Genomic DNA, 15808 nt, shown 5'->3' with positions numbered 1-15808 from the left:
CCTCCACGGCGGTCGCTTCGAGCCCGCAGCGAACGCGCCTTCCGCGCGGGCCGGACAGGTCATCCCCTCGGGTGAGCTGCCCTCCACCAGCGAGGACCCGGTCGACTCGGCCATCGTCAGCCGTGCCAACACCACCAGGACGTCCCGCCGCGACGGCGACAACGCGCCGCAGCAGGGGAACACCGACCGACGAGGGGAACGCTAGATGTCCCTGCTCGCCCAGGCCGCCGCGGACGCGGCCACTGGTGCCGCCACGGCCGAAGTGGTCCTGTTCTGGATCTTCGCCGTGATCGCGCTCGGGGCCGCCATCGGCGTCGTCATGATGCGCAACATCGTGCACGGCGCGCTGATGCTGGTGCTCAACCTGCTCGCCGTCGCCGGTCTGTACCTCGGCCTCGAGTCGCCGTTCCTGTCGATCATCCAGGTGCTGGTCTACGCCGGCGCGATCATGGTGCTGTTCCTGTTCGTGGTCATGCTGCTCGGTGTCGACCGCGACGATTTGCTGCTCGCGACCGACGTCCGGTCGCGCATCGCCGCCGTCGTCGGCGGGGCCCTGCTCGCCGGGGCGTTGCTCTTCGGCTTCGTCGGGCCCTACACCGGTGAGGCATCCGTGTGTCCCGCCGACGGCGCGGCCGCCCAGCCCGCAGCCGGCGCGGACCAGGACGGCGTCCGCTGCGTCGGACTCGCCGAGGCCAAGGACGACGGGGACGAGGCCGGCGTCGCGTTCATCGGACGGTCGCTGTTCACCCGCTACACGCTGCCGTTCGAGCTGTCCGCCCTGCTGCTGACCGTCGCCACCATCGGCGCGGTGCTGCTCGCCCGGCGTCGCGACCTGGCCCCCGACGACGTCGAGGACGTGCCGGTCTCCGACGCCGACGCGTTGGCACGCGGCGACCACATCGCCGAGGAGGGCACCGACGTGACGGCCGACGAACTGCGCGAGGAGCGGGCCGTGTACGGCGAGAACGACGCGTCGCGCGGCTCCAACGTGCGCGACGACCGGGAGGGCTGAGTCGTGGAGATCGGCTACTACTTCGCCCTGTCGGCACTGCTGTTCTGTGTCGGGCTCGTCGGCGTGCTCGTCCGCCGCAACGCCATCGTGCTGTTCATGTGCATCGAGTTGATGCTCAACGCCGTCAACCTGACCCTCGCCGCCGCCGCTCGCATGTGGGGCGGACCCGACGGGCAGGTCTTCGTCTTCTTCGTCATCGTGGTCGCCGCGGCGGAGGTGGTGGTCGGCCTCGCGCTGATCGTCAACCTCTTCTTCCGGCGCGGCACGGTCGACGTCGACGTCCCCCAGCTGTTGAGGTACTGACGTGACGCTCCTGCTCGCAGCTGAGGGCCACGGCGCCGCCAACGAGGTCATCGAGGCCACGTCCGGCTTCGTCGGCCTCGCGTGGCTGATCCCGGCCGTGCCGCTCCTCGGCTTCGTCCTCGTCCTCGCCCTGACCCGGACCCTGCGCGAGACCGCGGCCTTCGTCGCGATCGGTGCGGCCGCCGTCAGCTTCCTGCTCTCGGTCGGTGTGGCGGCCCAGGTCTTCGCCGACCCGGCGACCTACGTGCGGCCGCTGGGCACGTTCATCGAGGCGGGTGCGTTCTCGGTCGCGTGGGACCTCTACATCGACCAGCTGACCACCGTGATGCTGCTGGTGGTGACCGGCGTCGGTCTGCTGGTCCACATCTACTCGCTGGGCTACATGCACGGCGACGCCCGCTACGAGCGGTTCTTCGCCTACCTCAACCTGTTCCTGTTCTCGATGCTGGTGCTGGTGCTCGGTGCCAACCTCGTGACGTTGTTCGTCGGCTGGGAGCTGGTCGGGCTGTCCAGCTACCTGCTCATCGGCTTCTGGTTCGAGAAGGCCGAGTACGCGTCGGCCGCCAAGAAGGCGTTCATCACCAACCGGGTCGGTGACGTCTCGTTCATGGTGGCGATGTTCCTCACCTTCGCGATCTTCGGCACCCTGGACTTCCTCGAGGTGCTGCCCAACGCCGAGACGCTCGCCAGCGGCACGGCCCTCGCCCTGGTCCTGCTCTTCCTCGGTGGCGCGGCGGCGAAGTCGGCCCAGATCCCGCTGTACGTCTGGCTGCCCGACGCCATGGCCGGCCCGACCCCGGTCTCGGCCCTGATCCACGCCGCCACGATGGTCACCGCGGGCGTCTACCTGACGGTCCGCCTGTCGCCGATCCTGGTCCAGTCCGTCACCGGCATGGAGGTCATCGCCTACATCGGTGTGGCCACGGTCCTGCTGGGCGCCCTGATCGCGCTGCGCCAGGACGACATCAAGAAGATCCTGGCGTACTCCACGGTGTCCCAGCTCGGCTACATGTTCGTGGGCGTCGGTGTCGGCGCGTTCCGCGAGGGCATCTTCCACCTCGTCACCCACGCGTTCTTCAAGGGCCTGCTGTTCCTCGCCGCCGGCTCGGTCATGCACGCCATGGCCAACCGCACCGACGCCTGGGGGATGGGTGGCCTGCGCAAGGCGATGCCGATCACGTTCTGGACCTCGGCGGTCGGCTGGCTCGCGATCGCCGGGATCTTCCCGTTCTCGGGCTTCTTCTCGAAGGACCAGATCCTGACCGAGGCCTACATGCACGGCTACTTCGGGATCTGGCTGCTCGGCCTGCTCGGGGCCGTCCTGACCGCCTTCTACATGTCGCGCTGGTTCTTCCTGATCTTCCTCGGCAAGCCCCGCTTCGGCAGCGACGTCCACCCGCACGAGTCCCCGGCCTCGATGACCGCGCCGCTGATCGTGCTCGGCGTGCTCAGCGCAGCCGGCGGCCTGCTCAACGTCCAGCACCACGGCTGGCTCTACAACTTCCTCGAACCGGCCGTCGCCGACGTGTCCGGCGTCGGTTACGAGGCCGCCGGCGGGATCCCCGAACTCGGCCTGATCGGCGCGGCCCTGCTGGCCGGCCTGATCGGCATCGGCCTCGCCTACACCGTCTACGTCCGCGGCGACCTCTCGCGTGGGCGCATGCTCGAGCCGATCCGGGGGACCACCGCCGAGGTGCTCGAGCGCAAGTTCTACGTCGACGAGCTGTACTCGTTGGTGTTCGTCCGCATCGGGGGTCGCCTCGCCGACGCCATGGTGTGGGTCGACACCCGCCTCGTCGACGGGCTCGTCAACGGTGCTGGCGCCACGTCACTCGCCCTCGGGCGGGTCACGCGACGCGCGCAGACGGGACTCGTCCGCGGCTACGTCGCCAGCCTCGTGCTGGGGATGCTGGCCCTGGTCGGGTTCCTCGTGTACTCGGTGAGGTAGACGATGGCATTCGGACCGATCACCCTGACCGTGGCGTTGCCGCTCTTCGGCGCGCTGGTCCTCGCCTTCGTCGCCGACGACCCCCGGGTCGTGCGGATCGTCGGACTCGTCGCGTCGGTGGCGACCTTCGTCGCGTCGCTGCTGATCCTGGTCGACTTCGACCTCGCCAACCCGGCGTTGCAGCTCGAGGAGCGGATGAGCTGGATCCCGTCGCTCGGGGCGGACTTCGCCCTGGCCGTCGACGGGGTCAGTCTCGCGCTGATCCTGCTGACCACGTTTCTCGTGCCGCTGATCCTGCTCGCCTCGTTCGACAGCGTGAAGGACAACCTCAAGGGCTACGTGGTCGCGTTCCTCGCGCTCGAGGCCGCCGTGCTCGGCGTCTTCGCGGCGACCGACCTGCTGCTGTTCGCCGTCTTCTTCGAGCTCACCCTGATCCCGATGTACTTCATCATCGGGATCTGGGGCGGCGCCAAGCGCAAGTACGCGGCCGTGAAGTTCTTCCTCTACACCACGCTGGGCGGCCTGCTCATGCTGGTGGCGATCCTGTACCTGTTCTCGCAGGCCGGGTCGTTCGACTACGAGGCCATCCGCGGGCTGACGCTGAGCACGACCGAGCAGCACTGGCTGTTCGCCGCGTTCCTGCTCGCCTTCGCGATCAAGGTGCCGATCTTCCCGGTCCACACCTGGCTGCCGGACGCCCACACCGAAGCACCGACGGGCGGCTCGGTGTTCCTGGCCGGCGTGCTGTTGAAGATGGGCACGTTCGGGCTCATCCGCTACGCGCTGCCGCTGTTCCCCGAGGCGACCATCTCCTGGGCGCCGGCCCTGCTGGTGATCTCGGTGATCGGCATCCTGTACGGCTCGGTCGTCGCCCTGATGCAGTCCGACATCAAGCGGCTCATCGCCTACTCGTCGGTGGCGCACATGGGCTTCGTGGTCCTGGGCACCTTCGCGCTCAACGCCACGGCCACCACCGCCTCGGTGGTGCAGATGGTCAACCACGGCCTGTCGACCGGCGCGCTGTTCCTGCTGATCGGCTTCCTCTACGAACGGCGGCACACGCGCCAGATCGCCGCGTTCGGTGGGCTCGCCAAGCGCGTGCCGATCATGGCCGGCCTGTGGCTGCTGGTGTCGATGTCCTCGCTCGCCCTGCCCGGGCTCAACGGATTCGTCGGCGAGTTCCCGATCCTGCTCGGCACGTTCCAGACCGCCCGGTGGGCCGGCGTCCTGGCCGCGTTCGGCGCCGTGCTCGCGGCGCTCTACCTGCTCTGGGCCTACCAGCGCATGTTCCACGGCCCGCTCGTCGGCGCCGACAACGAGCACACCACCGACCTCAAGCTGCGCGAGATCGGCGTGCTCGCCCCCATCGTCGTCCTGATCGTCGCCATCGGCCTCTACCCCCGTCCGCTGTTCGAGCTCGTCGAGCCGTCGGTCGAGCGGGTCCTGACCGAGGTCGGCGTCGACGTGCCGGCGGTCGAACCGGCCGCCGCCGACACGACCGATCAGTAGGAGCGTGTCCGTGTTCCTCGCCCAGTCCTCCATCGACGGGATCCAGGTCGCCTGGTCCAGCTTCGCGCCGGAGCTGGCGGTCGTCGCTGCCGCGATGGTCCTGCTCCTGCTGGCGGTCGCCGGCTCCTCCCGTCTGCTGGTCGGCATCCTCACCGGACTGCCGGCCGTCGCCGCCGGCGTCTGGCTCGTCAGCACCGGATTGGTGCTCCCGGGCGCCATCGCCATCGCGCTGGGTGCGGCCGCGCCCGCCCTCGTGATCGCCTTCCCCGGCCGTCCCTCCCTGACCCAGGCGTGGGGCGCGGGGCTGACGCTGTTCGCCGCGCTGCTGCTCACCTTCTGGCAGTACGCCGAGGTGCTCGCCCCGCAGGGCGGTCTCATCGCGCCGCAGGCAGCCCTCGAGGGTGCGCTCGCCAACGACGGCATCGCGTTCTTCACGCGGATCACGGTGTACCTCGCCGCCCTGCTGGTGATCCCGATCGGCTACGGCTACCTGCGCGACCGCCAGATCGGACGTGCCGAGGTCGAGCCGCTGATGCTGCTCTGCGTCGCCGGGATGGCGTTCCTGGGCAGCGCCAACGACCTCATCACGCTGTTCGTCAGCCTCGAGGTGCTGTCGATGGCGCTGTACGTGCTGACCGGGCTGGCCCGCCGTGACCGGCGGTCGCAGGAGAGCTCGCTCAAGTACTTCGTGCTCGGTTCGGTCGCCTCGGCGATCCTGCTCTACGGCATGGCGCTGCTGTACACCGCGACCGGCTCGGTCGAACTCGGGGCCATCGGCGCCGGCCTCGGCCTGGTCACGACGCCGCGCGTCGTCGCCGTGCTCGGCCTCGCGCTGGTCACCGTCGGCGTCGGGTTCAAGGTCGCGCTGGCGCCGTTCCACCTGTGGACGCCCGACGTCTACCAGGGCGCCCCGACCAACGTCACGGCGTTCATGGCGGCGGCGGTGAAGGCGGCCGGGTTCGCGGCGCTGTTGCGCCTGTACATCGTCGCGTTCCCCAACCTCGAGGCGTTGTGGGTGCCGGTGCTGTCGGTCCTGGCGGCCCTGTCGATGCTGTACGGCGCCTGGGTCGCGATCGTGCAGCACGACGTCAAGCGCATGCTCGCCTACTCCTCGGTCACCCACGCCGGCTACGCCACGATCGGCGTGGTCAGCAACTCCGACGCCGGCGTCTCCTCCACGCTGTGGTACCTGCTGACCTACGCGGTCGCGACGCTGGGCGCGTTCGGGTGCGTGGTGGCGATCGAACGCGTCCGTCGCGGCGAGGTGACCCTGGTCGACCTGCGCGGCCTCGGGCGCACCTCACCGATGCTCGCCGGCATCTTCACGCTGTGTCTGCTGTCGCTGGCCGGGGTTCCGGCCACCGCGGGCTTCATCGGCAAGCTGGTCGTGTTCCAGGCCGGCGTGGCCGCCGGGCACACCTGGCTGGTCGTCGTCGGGGTGGTCAGCAGCGTCATCGCGGCGTTCTTCTACCTGCGCCTGGCCGGGATGATGTTCCTCGAGGACGCCGACGAACGCCGTGGCCTGCCGCTGGTCACCACCGGCCTGTCCGCCGGGGTGTCGGTCGCCGCGACCCTCGTGCTGTTCCTCGGCATCCAGCCGCAACTGCTGCTGCAACTGGCCGACCACGCCGCGGCAGTGGTGCGGTGACGGCCGACCTCCACGCCGGCCAGCCGCGTGCCGCGCGGCTGTCGATCCCTGCCCCGGTGCTCGACGAGCTCGAGGCCAACGGCCTGCCCGTCGCGCTGGTGCTCGACGGGGTCGAACAGCGCCTGCACGAGCAGGTGAGCTCCAACCACGCGTTCGTCGACGAGGTCGCGCGCTACCTCATCAGCGCCGGCGGCAAGCGGTTCCGCCCGCTGATGGTGGCGCTCACCGGCTACCTGGGACCGCGCCCCCCCGCGGCCGCCGGGACCGGGAACGCCGGCGACACCCTGTCGGCCCTCGTGGACGCCGGCACGATCGTCGAACTGGTGCACCTCGCCACGCTGTACCACGACGACGTCATCGACGAGGCACCCGCACGGCGCGGCACGCCGTCGGCGAACTCACGGTGGGACAACACCGTCGCCATCCTGACCGGCGACTACCTGTTCGCCTGCGCCTCGGACCTGTCCGCCGACCTCGGTGTCGAGGTGACCCGCATCATGGCGCGGACCCTCGCGCGGCTGTGCGAGGGACAGATCCGCGAGGTGCAGGGATCGATGGGCGCCCTGCCCGACGTGCCGCAGCTCGAGCCGACGCTGGAGCACTACCTCGAGGTGATCTCGGGCAAGACCGCCTCGCTGATCGAGACCTCCTGCCGCTACGGCGCCCTGCTCTCCGGCGCGTCGCCCGCCGAGGTCGACGCCGCCGCGCGCTACGGCTGGCACGTCGGGATGGCCTTCCAGCTCTCCGACGACATCCTCGACGTCGCGTCCGACACCGAGGAATCCGGCAAGACCCCCGGCACCGACCTGCGCGAGGGTGTGCACACCCTGCCGGTGCTCTACGCCCTCGCCGACGACCCCGGCGGCGAGTTCGCCGCCCTGCTCGACGGCGACCTCGGTGACGTCGAGCTCGCCCGGGCCCTGGCGCTGCTGCGCGACAGCGACGCGCTCGGGCGCTCACGTGACCACGCGGCCCGCTACGTCGAGCAGGCGGTCGCCGAACTCGAGGTCTTCGGGGACCGGCCGGTCGTCACGGCGCTGACCCGCCTGGCCGAGTACGCCCTCGACCGGGTCGGGTGAGTCGTGTCGGCAGCTCGGCTTCCGTGCGCTGCCTCGATGCCGGCTGCCACGGGCCGGTGACGGCCGCGTCGGGCGCCGGGCTCGCCGACGTGCTCGGTCCCGGCTGGGCCGAGGCGCTGGCACCGGTGCACGACCGCATCCGCGCCATGGGGGACTTCCTGCGGGCCGAACAGGCGGCCGGCCGACGGTTCCTGCCCCGCGGCGAGCGGGTGTTCGCCGCCTTCCAGCAACCCTTCGATGCGGTGCGCGTCCTGCTCGTGGGCCAGGACCCCTATCCGACCCCGGGACACGCCATCGGCCTGTGCTTCTCGGTCGCCGCCGACGTCCGGCCGCTGCCGGCCTCGCTGCGCAACGTCTTCACCGAGTACCGCGCCGACCTCGGCCTTCCGGAACCGACCACCGGTGACCTCTCGCCGTGGGTCGGGCAGGGGGTGCTGCTGCTCAACCGCTGCCTGACCGTCGCACCCGGTGCCCCGGGATCGCACCGCGGCAAGGGCTGGGAGCACGTGACGGACGCGGCCATCGACGCGCTCGTCGCCCGGGGAGGCCCGCTGGTCGCGATCCTGTGGGGCCGTGACGCGCGGTCGCTGGCGCGGCGCCTCGGGACGGTGCCGCGGATCGAGTCGGCGCACCCGAGCCCGCTGTCCGCCCGGGCCGGGTTCTTCGGCTCGCGCCCCTTCAGCCGGGCCAACGCCCTGCTCGAGGAGCAGGGGGCGCCCCCGGTCGACTGGCGCCTGCCGTGAGCCTGCGACTGCGGGCCGGCCGCCTCGACGACCTCGACGACATCCGGACGGTCTGTGTCCGCACCGGCGACGTCGGCCGGGACGCCACGGGCACGTTGCCCGACGTCGGCGTCCTGCCCGACCTGTACGCCGAGCCCTATCTGCGGCTCGAACCGGACCTGGTCACCGTCGTCGAGGACGAGGCCGCCGGGCGGGTCGTCGGCTACGTGCTCGGCACCGCGGACACCGAGACGTTCGTGGCGGCGTGGCGCGCGCGCTGGCTGCCCGTCGTCGCCGCCCGTCACCCCCCGCCCGTGCCCGACCCGAGCGGCGCCTACGAACAGCACGTGGCGCGGCTGCACCGACCCGAACACCTGCTCTCGGCCTGGGCGGCGACCCACCCCGCCCACCTGCACGTCGACCTGCTGCCGTCCGCGCAGGGGCGCGGGCTCGGGCGTGCGCTGATCGAGCAGTTCTGCGTGGGCGCCGCCAGGGCCGGCGCAACGGGCGTCCACCTCGTCGTCGACGCCCGCAACACCGCGGCGTTGGCCTTCTACGGCCGGGTCGGCTTCGAGGAGCTGGGTCGACCGCGGGGGTCGGTCGTGTTCGGCAGGCGCCTCCAGCACGCCCCGACCCGCCCGTTGGGGCGGTGTCCGGCCGGTTGCTAGCATCCCGGGCCCGCGACCCGTCGCCGGGTCACGGTGCGCGCGCCCCATCCGGTCCGAGCACCACGTGGCGGGATCCGGCCCGCGAGCCGATGGATACCCTCGACAGGAGGACCGGGGTGAGTTTCACCGAGCAGTACGGGGCCTTCGCGATCCTGGTGATCGTGGGCTGCGTCCTGTATGCCGTCATCATGCTGGGCAACCGGCTGATGCGCCCCAGCGTCCCGACCCCGCTCAAGCTCACGACCTACGAATGTGGGATCGAAGCCGTGGGGACGGGATGGTCCCAGATGAACATCCGCTACTACGTGTTCGCGTTCCTGTTCGTCATCTTCGACGTCGAGGCGATCTTCTTGTTCCCCTGGGCCGTGGTCATCGGTGACCTCGATGGCAACACGACCCCCTCGGCGTTGTACGCCCTCGTGGCGATGTTCCTGTTCATCGGGACGCTCCTCGAAGGCCTGATGTACGCCTGGAAGAAGGGGGTGCTCAAGTGGGAGTAGTCGACCAGTTCGAACTGCCCAAGCCGATCAAGTACGTCTTCAACTGGGGCCGCAAGTACTCGCTGTGGTGCTTCAACTTCGGTCTCGCCTGCTGCGCGATCGAGTTCATCGCCGCATCGGGGTCCCGCCACGACTTCATCCGTCTCGGCGTCATCCCGTTCGCCCACGCGCCCCGACAGGCCGACCTGCTGGTCGTGTCGGGCACGCTGACCGACAAGATGGCACCGGCCCTGCGTCGCCTCTACGAGGAGATGCCCGAGCCCAAGTACGTGATCTCGTTCGGCTCCTGCGCCAACTGCGGCGGGCCCTACTGGGACAGTTACTCGGTGACCAAGGGCGTCGACCAGATCCTGCCCGTCGACGTCTACGTGCCCGGCTGCCCGCCGCGGCCCGAGGCCCTGCTCGACGGCATCGTCGCGCTGCAGAACCGGATCCAGGGCGAGAGCCTCAAGGACCGCATGGCGCAGCGCCGTCGTGATCCGATCGTCGTCCCGCACGACGGACCGGACGTCGCCCCCGAACTCCTGACCGCGGAGGGCTAGGAACACCGTGTCGGACGTCCTCGCGCGCAGAGACCAGGCGCTCTCCCCAGAGGAGACCGCCGAGCTCATCCGGGCCAAGGTGGGCGATGCCGCCGTGCTCGGCAGCACCGTCGAGTACGGCACGTTCACCCTCCACGTCGACAACGAGCACTTCGCCGCGGTCGCCCGTGCCTGCCGCGACGAGCGCGTCCTGGCCTACGACTTCTTCGACTGCCTGTTCGGCGTCGACGCCCGCGACGAGGGTTTCGACGTCGTCGCGATCCTGTACTCGACCTCCACCGGGAACCGGGTCGCCCTGCGCACCCGGTGCCCCGGTGGCCGCGAAGCCCCCACCTGTCCCTCGCTGACCGACGTCTACCGCGGTGCCAACTGGCACGAGCGCGAGGCGTGGGACATGTTCGGCATCGAGTTCCCCGACCACCCGGCGCTCGAGCCGCGCATCTTCACCATCGAGACCTTCGAGGGCTGGCCGCTGCGCAAGGACTTCCCGCTGGCCACCCGCGTCGCCAAGCCGTGGCCGGGGGTCAAGGAACCGGCCGAGCTCGACGAGGACGGCAACGTCCTCGAGCGGGTGCCCCAGCTCGGCGACGCCCCCGGTCCCTACGAGCTCGACAAGGCGATGGCCGAACAGGCCAAGCTCGCCAACCCGCAGGCCGCGCTCGACCCCGCCACCCGCGAGGGCGAGGAGATCGAGGACGCGCTCGGCACCGGGGCCGAACAGGCACCCGACAGCGGCGCGGTGCTGGCCGGCGACGTCGAGCACGCCCAGGAACAGCACGAGGACGTCAAGTCCGAGGCCCGCGAGAAGGCCGAGGAGAAGCGCAAGGCGGCCGCCGAGGCCCGCGCCCGCAAGGCGGCCGAGCGTGCCGCCGGCGACGACGCCGAGCTGGCGGCGTCCGCCGGCGGAGCGGTGGAGCCCGGCGAGGACCAGTTCCCCGAGGAAGCGACCGCCGAGGCCACCGGCGAGGGCGGCTGGGGCAACGAGTCCGACGGCCCCGGTGCGCCGCCGGTCGGCGCCGAGGCGCCGGCCGACCGCGACGCCGACGAGCCGACGGCGCCGGGGGACGAGTCGACCCCGGGCGAGCCGGCCGGGGCCGAGGGCGACCCGACCGATCCGACCGAGACCTCGAACGCGCCGGCGACGGCGGCGGGCAGCCCCGGCACCCCCGTGGCACCGGGGGACGAGATGCCCGGCGGCGAGCACGTCGACGAACGCGCGGACGACGACGCGCCCTACCAGGGCACGGCCGGCCAGAGCGACGACCTCGACGAACGCGAGGGCGGCGACACGCCCGACTCGGACGGGGAGGAGCGGTCATGAGCGTCAGCGACCTCAGCGCGCGGCAGATCCACCATCCCGCGACCGCCCCCGGCGAGAACCTCAACCTCGAGATCGTCGGTGACGGTGCGTTCACCACCGCCGACATGACCCTGTCCGTCGGTCCCGCACATCCGGCCACGCACGGGGTGCTGCGCGTCGTGCTCGAGATGGACGGCGAGCGGGTCAAGTCCGCCCACCCCGTCATCGGCTACATGCACCGCGGCTTCGAGAAGCTGGCCGAGCACCGTGACTTCCGCCAGAACATGGCCCTGGTCAACCGCCACGACTGGCTGTCGGGCATGACCAACGAGATCGGCCTGGCGCTGACGGTCGAGCGCATGCTCGAGATGGAGGTGCCCGAACGCGCGCAGTGGATCCGGATGCTCGGCGCCGAGTGGAACCGCATCCTCAACCACCTGCTGTTCGTGGGCTCCTACGGCCTGGAACTCGGCGCCATCACGCCGATGTTCTACGCCACCCGCGAGCGTGAGCGGATCCAGTACCTGCTCGAGTCCGCGACCGGTGGCCGCCTCCACTACACCTACAACCAGCCCGGCGGGGTCAAGATCGACCTGCCGAAGGGCTTCCTGCACCAGTCGGTCGACCTCGTCGCCTCGATGCACCAGCGCGTCCAGGACCTCGAGGACCTGCTGCTCGGCAACGAGATCTTCATCGCGCGCACCAAGGGCGTGGGACCGCTGCCGACCGAGGTCGCGCTGTCGTACGGCGTGTCCGGCCCGACGCTGCAGGCCACCGGCATCCCCGAGGACGTCCGCGTCTCCGAGCCCTACCTCAAGTACGACCAGGTCGAGGTGCCCGTCCCCGTCGGTGAGAACGGCGACAGCTGGGACCGGTTCTACTGCCTGCTCGGGCGCATGAAGGCGTCGCTGTACATCATCGAGCAGATCCACGACCTCATCCCCGGCGGGCCCGTCAACGTCAAGCTGCCGAAGATGGTCAAGGCGCCCGAAGGCGCGACCTACGTGCGCGTCGAGAACCCGCTCGGCTCGCTGGGGTACTGGCTCGAGTCCGACGGCGGCCGCACCCCGTGGCGGCTGAAGATGCGCACGGCGTCGTTCTCCAACGTCCAGGCGCTGCCGTATCTGCTGGAAGGGACGCTGGTGCCCGACGCCATCTCCGTCCTCGGGTCCGTCTTCTTCGTGGTGGGGGACGTCGACCGATGATGGATTCGCTCCTGGTGACGTCGACGGGGCTGGTGGCGCAGACCGCCGGCCTGCTCGACACCGACACGTTCGCGCTGTCGGTCGCGCTCAAGGTCGCGCTCGTCCTCGGCCTGTTCTTCGTCGTGCCGCTCGTCGTCGGCTACATGGAGCACAAGGCCATGGCCCGGCTCCAGCACCGACGCGGCCCGATGTTCGCCGGTCCGGCCGGCTCGTTGCAGCTGGTCGCCGACGGCATCAAGTTCCTCCAGAAGGAGGACCTGATCCCGCGGGCCGCGGACAAGTGGGTCTTCGCCATTGCGCCGGGCATGGCGCTCGTGCCGGCGATGCTCATCTTCTTCGTGCTGCCGCTGGCGCCGGGACTGTGGGCCGCCGACCTCGAGCTCGGGCTCTTCTACGCGCTGGCCATCACCTCCATCTCCGTGCTCGGCGTGATGATGGGTGGCTGGGCGAGCGCGAACAAGTTCTCGCTGATCGGTGGCCTGCGCGCCGCCGCCCAGCTGATCGCCTACGAGCTGCCGCTGATCCTCGCCGCGATCGCCGTCGCCGTGCAGGCCGGGACGCTGTCGCTGGTCGGGATCGTCGAGTCGCAGGCCACGTTCACGCTGGCGGGCACCGACCTCAACCTGTGGTTCGTGTTCCCGCAGATCCTCGGGTTCGGCATCTTCTTCGTCGCGGCGCTCGCGGAACTCTCGCGTCCGCCGTTCGACATGCCCATCGCCGACTCCGAGCTCGTGTTCGGCTACATGACCGAGTACACGGGCATCAAGTTCGCGATGTACCTGCTCACCGAGTACGCGGGCATGGTGTCGATGTCGGCGCTGATGGTGGTGCTCTACCTCGGTGGCTGGCAGATCCTGCCCGGGGTTCCGTTGCCGGGCTGCGAGGGCGCCGGCGGGTTGTTCGACTGCGGCGCGCTCGGGACCGTGATCGGCCTGGGCGTGACCATGGGCAAGATCCTGCTGCTGACCTTCGTGATGGTGTGGCTGCGCGTCGCCTACCCGCGTCTGCGCGAGGACCAGCTGCAGCGGATGTCGTGGCTCGTGCTCGTCCCGCTGTCGCTGCTCAACCTCGCGGTGGTCGCAGTCGCCAAGGTGGTGTTCTAGATGGCAACGACCTCGCTCCCGGGCGTCGGCCTGCTCAAGGGCCTCGGCGTCACGCTGAAGCACCTGTTCAAGACGCCGGCGACACAGCTGTACCCGCACGAGCGGCCGGACCTGCCGCCGCGCACCCGCGGCGTGATCGCCCTCATGGACGAGAACTGCACCGTCTGCATGCTGTGCAGCCGCGAGTGCCCGGACTGGTGCATCTACATCGACTCCCACAAGGAGACGGTGCCGCCGGCCAAGGAGGGCGGACGCGCCCGCACCCGCAACGTGCTGGACCGCTTCGCGATCGACTTCGCGCTCTGCATGTACTGCGGCATCTGTGTCGAGGTGTGCCCGTTCGACGCGCTGTTCTGGTCGCCGGAGTTCGAGTACGCCGAGTATCAGATGGACCGGCTGCTGCACGAGAAGGGCAAGCTGCGCGAGTGGATGGACACGGTCCCGCCGCCGCCCGCCCTCGATGCGGGCGCCGTGATCCCGGCCGAGGTCTCCGACGCGATCGCCAAGGCCGAGAAGGAACTCGAGCAGGCGGCGCAGCAGGCCGAGCAGGCCGCCCAGCAGGCGGAGCAGGCGAAGGCCGCGACGGCTCCGGCGGCGGGCAAGGCGCGCGCGGACGAGCCCAAGGTCGAGGCCGGCGAGATCGACCAGGAGACCTACGACGCGCTGATCGCCGAGGGCAAGTCCGAGCGGATCGCGCGGTCGAAGGCCAAGGCCGCCTACGTCAAGAAGCAGAAGGCGAAGCTTCGCGAGGAGCAGGCCGCGGCGCCGGCCGCCGACGCCGAGGCCGAGACCGCGGCGGCCGGCACCGCCGAGGCCCCGGCCGCCGCGCCCAAGCCCGCCGAGGTCCACGTCGAGGCGGGACAGATCGACCAGGAGACCTACGACGCGCTGATCGCCGAGGGCAAGCCCGAGCGCATGGCCCGGGCGAAGGCCAAGGCGGCCTGGGTCAAGAAGGAGAAGGCACGCCTGCGCGAGGAGGCGGCCTCCGGCGGCGACGCCTCGCAGGTCGACACCCCTCCCGCCGAGCCCGTCGATCGCACCGGCGAACCCGAGGACGCCGCCGGCCCCGCGGCCGAGGCGCCCCAGCCGGCCCCGGTCGAGACGGCCGACCCAGCCGAAGCGGCTGAGCCGGCTGCGCCGCAGAAGAAGCTCGGTGACATCCACGTCGAGGGTGCTGGCGAGATCGACCAGGAGACCTACGACGCGCTGATCGCCGAGGGAAAGTCGGAGCGGATCGCGCGCTCCAAGGCGAAGGCCGCGTGGGTCAAGAAGAAGAAGCAGGAGCAGCTCGATGCAGGAGACGATGCATGACGGGACATGACGTCGTCTTCGTCCTCGTCGGACTGGTGACCGCAGGTGCGTCGATCCTGACCGTCACCTCCAAGAACCTGGTCCACGCCGCCCTGCACCTGGCGGTGACGCTGGCCGGCATCGCCGGGGTCTTCCTGGTGCTGCACGCCGACTTCCTCGCCCTGGTGCAGCTGATCGTCTACGTCGGCGCCGTGACCGTGCTGTTCCTGTTCGGTCTCATGCTCACGCGCGCACCGATCGGTCGCGAGGCACTGGACAGCCAGAACCGTGGCCTCGGCATCGCCGTGGCCGGCGGGTTGTTCGTCACGCTGTCCACGCTGATCGTTCTGGCCTACGGCGGCCAGACCGGCGCGACGCCCGAGCGCGTGCCCACCGAGGCCATCGGCACGGTGATCTTCTCGCACTGGGTCCTGCCCTTCGAGGCGCTGTCGATGCTGCTGCTGGCGGCACTGATCGGTGCGATCCTGCTGGCCCGCCGCGAGGCCGGCGACTCCGGCGAGACCCTCGACCAGGCGATCATCGACTTCGGGGACGCGCCGTCGACCGAGCAGGGCCGCGCGAGCACCCCCCCGGGCGAGCTCGAGGCTGGCACCGCCGAGGCGGGCACCGGCACGCGGGGAGGCGAGCCGCGATGAGTCCTCTCGGCCCACTGCTGCTCGCGACGTTGCTGTTCTGCGTCGGCGTCTACGGCATCATCGCCCGCCGTAACGCCGTGCTGGTGCTGATGAGCGTCGAGTTGATGCTCAACGCGGTCAACATCAACCTGGTCGCGTTCCAGAACCTGCTGTGGCCCCTCAGCGAGGACGCGGCGGTCAGCGGCCAGATGTTCGCCCTGTTCATCATCGCCGTCGCGGCCGCCGAGGTCGGCGTCGGGCTCGCCATCATCTTCAACATGTTCCGCAACCGTGCGTCGGTGAACGTCGACGACGTCGACCTGATGCGCTGGTAGGGAGCGAAT

16 protein-coding genes are annotated in these 15808 nt (G+C 70.6%); all 16 read left to right on the top strand.

Annotated features, from left to right (window positions below; genetic code table 11):
• Positions 1-205 precede the first annotated feature (205 nt).
• The 16 genes from ACERMF_RS12850 to nuoK (ACERMF_RS12775) all read left to right on the top strand — a co-directional run bounded on the left by ACERMF_RS12850 (position 206) and on the right by nuoK (ACERMF_RS12775) (position 15799).
• Entirely contained in the window at positions 206-1012 is an 807-nt protein-coding gene (locus ACERMF_RS12850; protein ID WP_373669498.1) for an NADH-quinone oxidoreductase subunit J, read from the top strand.
• 3 nt (positions 1013-1015) lie between these two features.
• Entirely contained in the window at positions 1016-1315 is a 300-nt protein-coding gene (gene nuoK / locus ACERMF_RS12845; protein WP_373669497.1) for an NADH-quinone oxidoreductase subunit NuoK, read from the top strand.
• Position 1316: 1 nt separating this feature from the next.
• Positions 1317-3263: an NADH-quinone oxidoreductase subunit L gene (nuoL, locus tag ACERMF_RS12840; protein ID WP_373669496.1), complete on the top strand. Its 1947-nt coding sequence runs from the start codon at positions 1317-1319 to the stop codon at positions 3261-3263.
• 3 nt (positions 3264-3266) lie between these two features.
• The gene (locus ACERMF_RS12835; RefSeq protein ID WP_373669495.1) at positions 3267-4772 is read left to right on the top strand and encodes an NADH-quinone oxidoreductase subunit M; all 1506 of its coding nucleotides are present in this window, start codon (positions 3267-3269) and stop codon (positions 4770-4772) included.
• Positions 4773-4782: 10 nt separating this feature from the next.
• Entirely contained in the window at positions 4783-6420 is a 1638-nt protein-coding gene (locus tag ACERMF_RS12830; protein ID WP_373669494.1) for an NADH-quinone oxidoreductase subunit N, read from the top strand.
• Positions 6417-7499: a polyprenyl synthetase family protein gene (locus ACERMF_RS12825; protein WP_373669493.1), complete on the top strand. Its 1083-nt coding sequence runs from the start codon at positions 6417-6419 to the stop codon at positions 7497-7499. The genes ACERMF_RS12830 and ACERMF_RS12825 overlap by 4 nt, the downstream gene beginning before the upstream one ends.
• 56 nt (positions 7500-7555) lie before the next feature.
• Positions 7556-8242: a uracil-DNA glycosylase gene (locus ACERMF_RS12820; RefSeq protein ID WP_373669649.1), complete on the top strand. Its 687-nt coding sequence runs from the start codon at positions 7556-7558 to the stop codon at positions 8240-8242.
• Positions 8239-8889: a GNAT family N-acetyltransferase gene (locus tag ACERMF_RS12815; RefSeq protein ID WP_373669492.1), complete on the top strand. Its 651-nt coding sequence runs from the start codon at positions 8239-8241 to the stop codon at positions 8887-8889. Before ACERMF_RS12820 ends, ACERMF_RS12815 begins: the two co-directional genes overlap by 4 nt.
• A gap of 116 nt (positions 8890-9005) precedes the next feature.
• Positions 9006-9389, top strand: a complete 384-nt coding sequence (locus ACERMF_RS12810; RefSeq protein ID WP_373669490.1) for an NADH-quinone oxidoreductase subunit A — start codon at positions 9006-9008, stop codon at positions 9387-9389.
• Positions 9359-9931, top strand: a complete 573-nt coding sequence (locus ACERMF_RS12805) for an NADH-quinone oxidoreductase subunit B (RefSeq protein WP_373669648.1) — start codon at positions 9359-9361, stop codon at positions 9929-9931. Before ACERMF_RS12810 ends, ACERMF_RS12805 begins: the two co-directional genes overlap by 31 nt.
• A 7-nt stretch (positions 9932-9938) precedes the next feature.
• Complete coding sequence (locus ACERMF_RS12800; RefSeq protein ID WP_373669489.1) at positions 9939-11252, top strand: NADH-quinone oxidoreductase subunit C; 1314 nt, start codon at positions 9939-9941, stop codon at positions 11250-11252.
• The gene (locus ACERMF_RS12795; protein WP_373669488.1) at positions 11249-12436 is read left to right on the top strand and encodes an NADH-quinone oxidoreductase subunit D; all 1188 of its coding nucleotides are present in this window, start codon (positions 11249-11251) and stop codon (positions 12434-12436) included. The genes ACERMF_RS12800 and ACERMF_RS12795 overlap by 4 nt, the downstream gene beginning before the upstream one ends.
• The gene (nuoH, locus tag ACERMF_RS12790; RefSeq protein ID WP_373669487.1) at positions 12433-13539 is read left to right on the top strand and encodes an NADH-quinone oxidoreductase subunit NuoH; all 1107 of its coding nucleotides are present in this window, start codon (positions 12433-12435) and stop codon (positions 13537-13539) included. Before ACERMF_RS12795 ends, nuoH begins: the two co-directional genes overlap by 4 nt.
• Positions 13540-14850 carry an NADH-quinone oxidoreductase subunit I gene (locus tag ACERMF_RS12785; RefSeq protein ID WP_373669486.1) on the top strand — a complete coding sequence of 437 codons (1311 nt, stop codon included), beginning with the start codon at positions 13540-13542 and terminating at the stop codon, positions 14848-14850.
• Complete coding sequence (locus ACERMF_RS12780; RefSeq protein ID WP_373669485.1) at positions 14847-15485, top strand: NADH-quinone oxidoreductase subunit J; 639 nt, start codon at positions 14847-14849, stop codon at positions 15483-15485. The genes ACERMF_RS12785 and ACERMF_RS12780 overlap by 4 nt, the downstream gene beginning before the upstream one ends.
• Complete coding sequence (nuoK, locus tag ACERMF_RS12775) at positions 15482-15799, top strand: NADH-quinone oxidoreductase subunit NuoK (RefSeq protein WP_373669484.1); 318 nt, start codon at positions 15482-15484, stop codon at positions 15797-15799. The genes ACERMF_RS12780 and nuoK (ACERMF_RS12775) overlap by 4 nt, the downstream gene beginning before the upstream one ends.
• The last annotated feature ends 9 nt before the right edge of the window (positions 15800-15808 follow it).

This window comes from Egicoccus sp. AB-alg6-2 (assembly GCF_041821025.1).
GTDB lineage: Bacteria > Actinomycetota > Nitriliruptoria > Nitriliruptorales > Nitriliruptoraceae > Egicoccus.
This window is presented reverse-complemented; position numbering and strand designations above follow the sequence as displayed.

What these genes read in the sequence shown, in the direction of transcription:
- ACERMF_RS12785 (WP_373669486.1), top strand. Translation starts at nt 13,540, where the DNA reads ATGGCAACGACCTCGCTCCCGGGCGTCGGCCTGCTCAAGGGCCTCGGC.
- ACERMF_RS12850 (WP_373669498.1), top strand. Translation starts at nt 206, where the DNA reads ATGTCCCTGCTCGCCCAGGCCGCCGCGGACGCGGCCACTGGTGCCGCC.
- ACERMF_RS12780 (WP_373669485.1), top strand. Translation starts at nt 14,847, where the DNA reads ATGACGGGACATGACGTCGTCTTCGTCCTCGTCGGACTGGTGACCGCA.
- nuoH (WP_373669487.1), top strand. Translation starts at nt 12,433, where the DNA reads ATGATGGATTCGCTCCTGGTGACGTCGACGGGGCTGGTGGCGCAGACC.
- nuoK (WP_373669484.1), top strand. Translation starts at nt 15,482, where the DNA reads ATGAGTCCTCTCGGCCCACTGCTGCTCGCGACGTTGCTGTTCTGCGTC.
- ACERMF_RS12795 (WP_373669488.1), top strand. Translation starts at nt 11,249, where the DNA reads ATGAGCGTCAGCGACCTCAGCGCGCGGCAGATCCACCATCCCGCGACC.
- ACERMF_RS12835 (WP_373669495.1), top strand. Translation starts at nt 3,267, where the DNA reads ATGGCATTCGGACCGATCACCCTGACCGTGGCGTTGCCGCTCTTCGGC.